The organism is Microcoleus sp. B7-D4 (genome assembly GCF_036705125.1).
Taxonomy (GTDB): Bacteria; Cyanobacteriota; Cyanobacteriia; order Cyanobacteriales; family Microcoleaceae; genus Microcoleus.
In genome coordinates this window covers 53,052-63,497 of sequence record NZ_JAUBTT010000048.1, presented here as the reverse complement: position 1 = coordinate 63,497, position 10,446 = coordinate 53,052, and the positions used below count along the sequence as shown (strand labels likewise).

At 42.6% G+C, this 10,446-nt stretch carries 8 protein-coding genes; all 8 read right to left on the bottom strand.

The window, feature by feature from the left end; translation table 11 throughout:
• Nucleotides 1–277: 277 nt before the first annotated feature.
• Nucleotides 278–1,120, bottom strand: a complete 843-nt coding sequence (gene cas6 / locus QUB12_RS19760) for a CRISPR-associated endoribonuclease Cas6 (protein ID WP_333140112.1) — start codon at nt 1,118–1,120, stop codon at nt 278–280.
• A gap of 343 nt (nt 1,121–1,463) precedes the next feature.
• The gene (gene cas5d / locus QUB12_RS19755; RefSeq protein WP_333140114.1) at nt 1,464–2,171 is read right to left on the bottom strand and encodes a type I-D CRISPR-associated protein Cas5/Csc1; all 708 of its coding nucleotides are present in this window, start codon (nt 2,169–2,171) and stop codon (nt 1,464–1,466) included.
• Nucleotides 2,172–2,176: 5 nt separating this feature from the next.
• Nucleotides 2,177–3,190, bottom strand: coding sequence for a type I-D CRISPR-associated protein Cas7/Csc2 (gene cas7d, locus QUB12_RS19750; protein WP_333140116.1), 1,014 nt, complete (start codon nt 3,188–3,190; stop codon nt 2,177–2,179).
• 81 nt (nt 3,191–3,271) lie between these two features.
• A complete protein-coding gene (gene cas10d, locus QUB12_RS19745) occupies nt 3,272–6,757 on the bottom strand; it encodes a type I-D CRISPR-associated protein Cas10d/Csc3 (RefSeq protein WP_333308088.1) in 3,486 nt (1,161 codons plus the stop codon).
• 3 nt (nt 6,758–6,760) lie between these two features.
• On the bottom strand, nt 6,761–7,192 hold the full coding sequence (gene hepT, locus QUB12_RS19740; RefSeq protein ID WP_333200988.1) for a type VII toxin-antitoxin system HepT family RNase toxin: 432 nt from the start codon (nt 7,190–7,192) through the stop codon (nt 6,761–6,763).
• Nucleotides 7,189–7,638: a type VII toxin-antitoxin system MntA family adenylyltransferase antitoxin gene (gene mntA, locus QUB12_RS19735; protein WP_333200990.1), complete on the bottom strand. Its 450-nt coding sequence runs from the start codon at nt 7,636–7,638 to the stop codon at nt 7,189–7,191. Before mntA ends, hepT begins: the two co-directional genes overlap by 4 nt.
• A 34-nt stretch (nt 7,639–7,672) precedes the next feature.
• Nucleotides 7,673–7,960 carry a hypothetical protein gene (locus QUB12_RS19730; RefSeq protein WP_333200992.1) on the bottom strand — a complete coding sequence of 96 codons (288 nt, stop codon included), beginning with the start codon at nt 7,958–7,960 and terminating at the stop codon, nt 7,673–7,675.
• A gap of 249 nt (nt 7,961–8,209) precedes the next feature.
• Nucleotides 8,210–10,402 carry a type I-D CRISPR-associated helicase Cas3' gene (gene cas3, locus QUB12_RS19725; RefSeq protein ID WP_333200994.1) on the bottom strand — a complete coding sequence of 731 codons (2,193 nt, stop codon included), beginning with the start codon at nt 10,400–10,402 and terminating at the stop codon, nt 8,210–8,212.
• Between the last annotated feature and the right edge of the window lie 44 nt (nt 10,403–10,446).

Here is a 10,446-nt window from a genome sequence, read left to right as displayed (position 1 = left end):
CGGGTTCGCCAACAGCCTTAAAGCTTGCAAATAGGTTCTATAAACCCGCCCGCTCCCACGAAAAATCCTCTTATTGAGATTGCTGCAAGATGTCGGTTTCAACCGACTGAAGAAGTAATTTAATCATTGATGATATTTTGAGCTTATCGGTAACAGTAAGCGCAAAGGTTGAAGCCGACTGAAGAAGTAATTTAACCATTCATTCTTGCAGTCCTCTTCAGAGGACTTTAGCTATTAGGCAGGGGTTTCAACCCCTGGCGGACTATGGGTTTTACGCTCAGTTATCAAGAACTTTTTTAACAACTATTCGCCTAGTCATTCCCATCCCCATCGGAGTTTTTCTCCCTACCCCGCAGTAAACAGCAAAATCAGCCAAAGCATTAATTTGCTTAATCACTAAGGGCTCCACATCTCCCAAAATCCGATAGCTAACCTCCCCAACCATGCCAACAAAATCGCTTTGATAGTTAGTCAATTTTTCACTTCGGATATTGACAAATGTCGAAAAAAGTGCATCGAAGGAAAGATCGGGAAGTGCGATCGGGCTGTACTTATTCCAGCGACTAAGGAGACTATTAAAAACGCAGTCTCTAGTAGGAATCACGGAATCAAATTTGCCCTGTCGAAAGGTAGTAGGAGTCGCAAAACTGAAGGCAATTAAGCGATTGGTTTCAGAAGCGCGATCGTACAGTTGAGAGTAATCGCAAGCATTAGCCCAAGGCTGATCTACTTGGGGCGTTCCGAGAATCTTGGTAATCATCAAATCGGCGGGGCCGAGATGCCACGGCTTCGAGGGATTGAGGTTCAGCCAAAGCTGAGTTAACTTGCCGAATAAAGTGTCATCAAGGAGAGTAATTCGCCACCAACAGAGGGTGTGTTCTGGAATCGGTTCTGTGTGTTCCCATTGCAGGAAATGGTGTTTTTTGAAAGGGCATTTTTTAGTTTGCAAAGGGCTGAGGGTGAAGGATTTTTGGGCGGCGGCATCGTGGAGGCGATCGCCGAGTTTTTTGTCAACGGAGCTCACGAGGGTGAGGAAGAGGGCGTGCAGGTGTCTGCCGGTGAGGTATCCGGGGGGAATTGGGGCCAGGGGAAGGATGTTGAGGACGAGGCTGTGTGGCATATTTGGTTAATGGTTGGTGATTGTTGAAAGCATTGCAGACCACCAGGAAATGATATGATTTGCGATCGATTACCGATAATATTGTAGGGGCGGGTTTACCAACAATATCTGCCAATAATTGACAATCTCAAAAACCCGCCCCGGTCGGGGTATTACGGTCAAGCCAAGGGATATCATATGATAGGATATGGGAACGATCGACCATAATTGAAGATCGGGGCGGGTTTACAGAATCTCTCGTTTTTATTACAGATATTGGTGAACCCGCCCCTACAGGAATTATGGTAAATTGCTCGTTCCCAGGTTCTACCTGGGAACGCATTTCTAGAGGGTCTGCCTCCTATTAATCTGCCCGAAAGCGGTATTCCATACAAGCGGGAATTTTGAGTGGCTCAAACTCGTAATATCGCCCTAGCATTTTGACATTTTGGATGAGGCTAACCGGAGGCATATTAACCACATCGTAGCTAATCACTTGATGGGAAAACATCACATCTAAAGGATTTAGCAGATAGGGAAAATTTAAGTTAGCTTCAGAAGTCGAGCGCTTCACTTCCTTCTGTTCTAGGATTTCGACTGCTGCTTTGCTCATCCACTTTCCCAACCGTATCCACTTTGCCAGTTTCAGAGACTTCTCTGAGATTATGAAAAACTCAAATTTGCTTTCCGGCGCAATTTCTTTGGTTCTGCCAAAACTAGGGATATTTTTCTGAGTTTTCTCCATCTCAACGTGATAGTTGTTGTTGGCATATTTCCAAGTGTTGAGGGTAGAGGAGTGAGAAATAGATCGCCCCGGAGTAACATAAATCCCCTGTTGGTTGAGCGCCGTTAAATGCGTCTCGTATTTAGGAACTTGTTCGGGACAGAAATAGCGATAGGAATCTTCTTCAGAAACGGTGGTGGAATAGATTTCGCTATCCACCAAACCGAGGGCGTAACAAAGCGCGTAATTGTGAATTACCGGCTCTGTTTCGTAAAGTCTCCCTATCTCGCGAGTTGCAAAATAAAGGCTATCGTGCAACTCGATTTGACAGCGGTAAATAAAAGTCATGGTTGTTACTCCGCTGCTGCTGTAGCTCCTGCCTTACCCTTGATATGCTTCTTCGCGTAAGCTTTAGCCTCGTCATCGGCTTTCTTCAACATTTTTTTGAGTTCATCTTCATTGCCAATAACAGCTTTAACCTCTGTCACTAATGGTGTAAACTTATCCCCAATAAAGTCTTCATGCACGATAAATTCCTCAGACAGTAACGTTTGGATAGCAGCCCTAGCAGCCATAATCACATCATCTTCATTGAGAGGGTTGTTGGAATTAAGTTTATCGTCACCCTGCAATTTGTCGTAAATTGCTTGCGTCCAGCGGAGGTTACTGGTAATTTCGCCGTCGGCAAATACGACACCAATTAACTCATTTCTGACTCGACCTGTGCGGGTCGTTTGAGCGCCATAGTGTCTGGTTCTGAGGATGTTGTTGAAAACATACAAAAAACTAGCTTCTGTAGGGTCTTTCAGGGTGACAATGCTAGGAAAGAAAATCTGGGGTTTGATGTGGTCTTGCTGATTGATGCGACTGGTAACTTCGCCTGGTTTAGAACCTGCTTCACCCTTAGATGCCATTGTGCCATTCTCAAAGGGAGCATTGAGGGTAAAAGTCTCGTGAGATTCATCAAAAGCGGTAATTGAAAATGCTGTGTCAACTACTACTTTTGATTTTTCTGAACCAGAGTCACCGATCGCAAATCCGTAGATAATGCAATCAGGATTATTCATTGCAAACTTGACATTGTATTCGCAATCTTCAGCGGTCATAAAACCATAGTTACGCAGCAGCTCGCGGCCGACTAAACGTTCTGGTGTAGATTGCTTGCGCTTAAACATGGTAAGGCGGCTGATAGGTTTTTGATCTTCAATCCCGGCCCTAACTCGCGCTTTATTTAGTTCTCCATCTGTCTGAAAGAGAGGATAAGATTCGGTCACTCGTACAGTCAGGAAGTGGGCATATTTTCCCATTGGTTTGTAAGGAATGCTGGCATGAAATAATTTAGCATCAAGGGTTTTCAAGAAAGGCATGATTTGTCTCCTAAGTGAAATTTGTAGTTAAAATGTTACTGGTGCAAATTGCGTGTAGCTTGTCAAACACTAGCTTCAGCTTTAATTGTCAGATTCTTCCTGAGATTCGTCACCGGATTTGTCATCTCTAGCGCGATTTTCTTTGTCATTCTCTAAACGATAAATGAATTCGCAGGTATCTCGGATTAAGTTGATTTGGCGGCCGGCTAAACGGGCCCGATCGCCCGCAAATGATTTCTCAAATACCTCCTCAACAAAGTAGCGACCAAACTCTAAAATTGCCTGTCTTTCTTCCTCTCGATTGCTGAAAATCCAGCGTCCTTCCGCAGTAGAAGAGTGAACGCGATCCATGAGCTTTGAAACTTCAGCAGCAACTGTCAACACTAAAGATTCACCTTGACAACTCAGATCGGCTTCAAGGATAGTTTTAGAAGCAATATCAATCGGTTTCAGCACAGCATTTGCCTTGGGATTATATCGCTTACTTGCACGGTAAAATCGGCGATACAATTCCGTCAATTTTTGGGGGTGGTTTAAACTTGATGCGCTTGTCACAGTCAATCGTTCCTCTTCATGATTATATTGGGCATAAGCGTCAAAACAAGGGTAAAAATGATAAGCATAAAGCTTAATTTTTTGAATTGACGCCGTTTCATTTTTCTGTTTCCGCACCCACTTACTGAGGTAGCTAAACACATAAAGAGGGCTGGTTTCAAAATCAGTGGCGAGTTCAGTTAATTTTCCCCAGTTGGAGTCATAGCCGGACTTCCCCTGTTTCGCATTAACATCAAGATGAATGGCATAAGCAGCAGTTAAAACATTCAAAGGTGCAGGATAAGATTTGCCGTTTTCCTCCCATCCTTCTAAGATATAGTCGAGGCGAAAGCGATCGCGCTTCGTCAAAACCCTAAAAGCTGGCGGTGCGCTATCTAGAAATACGCTTTCTTCAAAGTCTGCACCGTCATTAAATGGCGGAATAGGCGACTCTGAAACCACAGTTTTGACATCCAGAATCATGGGAAATGCAAACGCTAACCAAGCTGGCATAATCCAAGATTCTGTATCAGTTATTTTTTTATCTTTCCCTTTTTTCTCAGGAGGCAATGCCATAAAATAAAAGGTAAGCGGTTGATTTTCGGGATAAGTAAGCTTGAATGTCTTGTCCTTTTTACCTTCCGCTCTTTCATCCAAATGAAAGACATCTACACTTTGATAGCGGCTCAATTCAAAATTAGCCTGAAGTTCCTTGCTAATAAAGTGATTGCGAACTCCCGTATCGAAGCGAGTTTGGAAAATATTATCGTAAGCCTGATGCAAAAATGCGTTCGTTTCAGGGGTGCAGTAATAAGTCGGATAAAAGTAGAGGTATCGGTATTTAGCATCCTCAAATCGTCCTCCAATTTCCTGAGTTTGGCTCATTAAAATCTGCCGCAGCATCATTTCGATGCCAGCAATACTGGAAATATTGCGTTTAGCATTAGAGCCTCCCAGCATTTGCTTGTTAGTATAAACTTGTGGCGTGAATAAAACGGCTGATTCCATTTGTTCGGTAACGGTATAAGCCGAGTGAGAAATCGAACAAACTAACTGTTTTCCCCGTCCCGATTTTTTAGCGGCTTGATAACGTTCTAACTCATCTAAGAAAATCTGACCTGAGATTGGCTCTGCTTCTGGTGTTTGCAACTTTACAACTCGCGTCACCCACAGCCGCAAATCTTCCCAACCATCGGGGATATTGTATTCAGACAAAATTGGCTGAATTAAAGTTGTAATATGTGCAATCAACTCCTCACCAACTGGACGTACATCCTCAATGCTAGGGTGATGTTCTATATATTTAGCGGCTAAATAGTACCATTCGTAAGGAACTCCGCCCGTATTGCCTTTAAGTTTGTGTTCTTTGAGGCTTTCATTAATCCGTTGAATTTCTCGGATAGTTGGCAGGTGTTCTGAGAGATTCCAGAACTCTGCAACTTCATGAATTAAGTTTTCGGGAGTTAAATCAATTGCTGGTAGTTTGAGTAATTCTGGATCTTTCTTACGTTCCGCGTCGCGCTTCTTGCGTTCCGCTTCCATTTTAGCAACGCAATCTCCCCAGATTTTACGACTCACTGCGTCCCCAAATTCAGCAAGTTGATCTATCCGAATATCATCTGGAAATCGAAAGTTATAATCAGCCGATAAAATTTCCTGTTTTTGGAACTTTACAAGATTATCGCTGCGGTCTTTAGTAACAGGCTTTTTTCCATCTTTCAGAATCCTCAACGTTGCTTTAAGTGCAACTTTCATCAAATCAGGGATGTCGAAAAATAAATTGTAGTAATCGGCATATTTCATGCCTTTACCATCTCGACTAAAGCCTGTTTGTCTGTCTTCTAGTTCTTTGGCACAGAGAGATTTGATTTGATTGACAACTCGATCGGGTATGCTATCCACTGTCACAGAAGGTGCATTGCGGTGTGTCAAATAAATGATACCTGTTGGTAAATACAGCAGTGGCTCATAGTAATGAATATCCTCTGAATTTATTTCAGTATGGGCATTCATTACGGCATTATTGACAATATTGGTGAGGACACCGCGATTTTCAGCAATGCTGTGATAGGAGAGTTTTAGTTGTCTGTCACTGACTTGACCAATCACATTATTCACACCTGGTTTAAGAGCGTCTTGAGGATGTTTGATAATGGATGCTAAACGGTCAGCGAGACAAGCTAATTTTGCTAATTCAACCAGTTTATCTCCTTCCAGTTGAGGCTGAAGTCCACTGTGTATGGAAAAATTCCAGTTGGTATCCGATCGCGTTTGAGCGTTGTAAGCGATGCAGAGTAAATCATCAAGATACTCGCGATAGGCTTCTGGATAGTTGGAATTAATTAATCGATCCAGATTGAGGTCGCGAATGATGGCATCAATAATTTCTCGATGTTCTGGGATTGACAAATCGCGGATTTTATTATCCTTGTTTTTCTGAAAATCTTTGTATTTCTGTGGCATCTGGGGAAATCTGTCATAATCAAATTTCTCGAAGTCGTGGAGAATGAAAGCAGCAACGAGTAACCGTCTTTCTGGTTCGCGAATCACCCGCTTAACGGTTGTGTTCAACTTTTCTAGGCGCTGTTCGATTAAATTAGCAGGGAACAGTCCATTAAGTAAATGAGTATTGAGGGATTGATCGGAGGCACTTCTCCTGTTCATCACTATGCCTTTTGCTGCGAGTTCCTGTTCTTGTGCTTCGATCCATTTACCGCCTTTAGCAGTAACGCCGATCGCCACTCGCAGCAGATTGGGCAGAACATACTCGGCAAAATCAGCCATGATGGGGTCATTGGGATTTTGAGCCAAGATTGCCGATCGCAAAAGCTTGACGGTAATTAACTCCTGTCGGGGCGGTTCAATATCGCGATCGGTACTTTCAAAACCCAACCCCAAATCATCATCATCGTCTTCTTCTTCCAAATCATCCTCTTCCAAATCATCAAACTGTTCAACATTCAAATTCTGTGGTGCGTCAAAAAGTGATAGTTGTATAAATTCTGACTCGGTTGGTTTATTCTTCTTGGCCATTTTCTACTTCCTCCTAGAATTAAGATATTCAGTGATTTGTTGGATATAGATCGGATATTGATTTAATGCTGCTTGAATACCATTGAATAGCTCTACATAATTTATCTCCAAATATCTGTGAGCTAAAATATTACGGAGTCCTGCTGACAGTGCTAAATCTGTCGCAAGTTCAGGGGTGATAATCCCATATTGTCCAGCCTTGACAAAAGAGTCTTTATTGGAGAGAGGCTGAATATTTTTGTCGCGAGTTAGGATATGCTCGTTGATATCGATCGCAGCTTGAGCAATTAATTCCATAATTCGCTCCGAAATTGTTTTATGGTCAAAACTACTCAAGTAATTTTCTAAACTCATTCCTCGAAACCGCCTTAATTCTAGAAGATAATTACCAATAAACTCCAATCTGCTTAAAACAACTGTAGGCTCAATACTCATACTACATCCCATTTCTTCAAAAACAACTCAATTTTATTCCGAAGCTCCCACTCTGTTTGCTTCAGTTTTGAATCGCTCATCAAAGCCTTTTGTTTGAATTTTTCAAATTCTCCGGGTTCACTTTCATACAAAACCTTGCCATCACGAGCGACAAAATGAGCAATAAGTGAGGAGCATCTGTTTAACTCAACAACATCAATTTCATCACTGTTGATTTCAAAAAATTCACCGAGTTTTTGAGGAACCTCAAACCAAGCAAAAGCACGCTCTCCAATGCAAGCTTTCCGTTTGTCTTCATCATAGAGTGTGGCAAAATCCCAGTCACTTTTAGCATGAGTTTGGCCTGTTGCTCTAGAGCCAAACAAAACTAACATTTTGAGGTAAGGAATTTTATTCGGAAGTTGGGAAGTAAGTATTTCTAAATCTATCAATGCTTGATTTTTCATGGCAATTTAGTCCTTGGTTAGTATCGACAGGATGTTATTCAATAAATCTTGAATTGCAAATAGCATCTCCATCCTGAGAAAAAGGATTTACTTGACATTCCAATTCAGAAATTTTGTCTGTCATATCGCTGTTAATCCTTGTGAGATAAATGTTTTCAGCCTCAGAACACTGAATCTGACTTTGCTGCTCGTAAAGAATTGTTACAAGTTTTTGACATTTGTGTAAGATTGAAGTAAATAGGCGCAGGAATTCGCTCAGGTCTTGTGTTAGACCGCAAAGCAAATGGTGCAGTTGGTCGGGGTCGATCTTCTGGGAGGACATAGGGACATCTCTCTGTCGTAGGGCAACATCTGTCATTCTACTACACCCTATTAAATGAGTGAAGACCATATCAAACTATCTTCTACACTTTCTGCTATACTCCACCTGGGAAAGTAATACTTCTTGACTCTGCTCAAGAGTATAAATACCTATCAGGGATTGAAACTTCACCCATTTCCTAGTGGTGGTTGCCTCCTTTCCCAGCATCGGTTTCGGCACGATGCCAAATCCCTATCAGGGCTTGAGCTTTCAACAAATCCACGTTTCACCCCCTTTACTCTTGATCCGATAAGCGAGAGTATCCAAAAGCAGGGCCGATTGACCGAAGGCCACCGAGTAAGGTGCTCCGGGTTCGTGCCTACCAGACTCGTCAATTGGATAAATTTGAAAGTGCATGGGCAATTGCAGCCGTTTTTTAGCTTCCTGAACCGGATAGCGGATGACGTAACTCACCAAACCACGCAATTTAAGCCGCTTGTTAATTTCATTAATCCAGCGATTTCCCGGCTGCAAAACCTGAATAGCCAACAAAACTTGAACTTTCCAAGTATCTGCAACTTCGCCCAAATCTCCGGGATAGATAAATTTCCAATTGATTCGCTCCTCTCGATAAGTTTGCAATTTCATAAAGGCTAAACAGCGTTCAAATCGTCCTTTAGGGATGGGTTGACCTGTGCGTTCCGCTGTCTCTTGCAGCAGTCGCATATAAGCGGCTTCTGTCATAGGTTCAATTTCCAAATTGCTCAAAATTCCCGGCAAATCGTAGGTCTTAAATCGGTCTGCTTCGTTTCGCTCGGTGAGGTCGTACAAACCACACTGAAGAGAACTAGAACCTCGAAAAGTGCAAGCATCTTCGGCAATGGGATTTCCTGTTTTTTGTTTCGATAACTCCTGCCATTCTATTGTCCATTTCTTGACGCAACCTCTCACCCTTCCCAAACTGGTGTCAAAGACTTGTTCGCAATCTTTCTTAAATGCTTTATGACTTTCTGCAAATTCCCGTTTGATGGTTGGGTGGGCTAATCCTTGGCTGCTGCTGAGCAAAACTGACTGCACCCCTGCCCACCGTTTGTAATAGCCTCGGAAATCATTGATTTTGCGGTAGTTATCGCGGATTTGAGCGTGGAATTTAGGACGATCGTAAATACCATCTGCTACTAGCGGTGCATCCTTGTCTTCAAATAGTCTTGCTACTAAAAAGTTAGGTGTGAGAGCATAAGCTGTAAACTGATTAAATGCTATCTTTTTACCATCTTTTTCGTGACTCTCATGGCGTCCCAGCCGTCCCAACCGCTGAATGAAACTGCCTGCATCGGCAGATTCAAAAATTAAGAAATTTATTTTGAAGTCAACGCCGACATCAATGGTGCTAGTTCCCAAAACTAAGTCTGCTTCGAGCGATCGCTCTTTATCCCCTTTCCCCGTCAAACTGGTGTTTTCCTCAACTCTGAGAGTATGCAAGAATTCCTTAAATCTGGGAGTTAGACGCTTGACGGCTGCAATTGAATTGAGAATAATCGCTCCTTTACTACCCGGATGCTGCCGAAAATAATCTTCGATTAAATTGCGATTTTCCCAAAGCCAAGTTTCGGTAGCTTGATAGGTAGGTTCCAGAGAAATGAAAGTTAAAGAAATTGCTCGCGATACTTGCCGCCATCCCTCTGCTTGTAATTCAATTTTTTGGCTTGCTGTATCTGGAAACCGATATTTGTTCTCTGTCAGCGGATCAAAGATCTTCGGTTGAAAACCAGCTTTCTGTAAAAGGTGAATTAATTGTTCGTCTGGTGTTGCTGACAGAAATAGATACTTTTTGCGGCGGTTGGTGTGCTTAATCAACAGCATCGTGTTGATAATGCTGGCAGTTTGCGGAGCCGTGCAAACGTGAAATTCATCAACAATGAATAACTCGAATCTAGTATCGATCGGACTCCACAGCTTATTCGGACTATCTTTGGGAGTTAAATAAGCGTGGCGGTGGAGGTAGTGAAAAATGTCAGGATTAGTAAGAATTATTTCAGATTGCTGAGTGCGAGTGGCGATCGCTTCCCACTTTTTGATGTTTTCACTTTCGGCGTAAATTTCTAACTCCGGGCCACTCAGTCTCGAAACTCGCAATTCATCAACGAGTTTAAACAACTCAATGTATTGCTTAATTTGGATTTCTTGGTCGCGAGCTAGTTCATTTGTTGGGTACAGTCCAATGACATTGTAATACCCTTGGAGTATTCCTTGGAGAAGTGTTTCTAGATAAGCCGCCAAGCTTTTACCGTCGCCGGTCATCGCGGTATTGATAATGACATCAATATTCGGATCGCGAATTGCCTTTAAAGTTTCGAGTTGATGCCAAGAAAGTGTCCAACCTTCCGGTAATTTGACTTCCTGGGGAATCTCCGCAGCGGGACAGGAATAAACGGATTTGAGGGTAATTTGGTAGTCGGACATATGCTGAAAGTGTGTCCGTAGAAAGTGGATATTCCCCATATTGA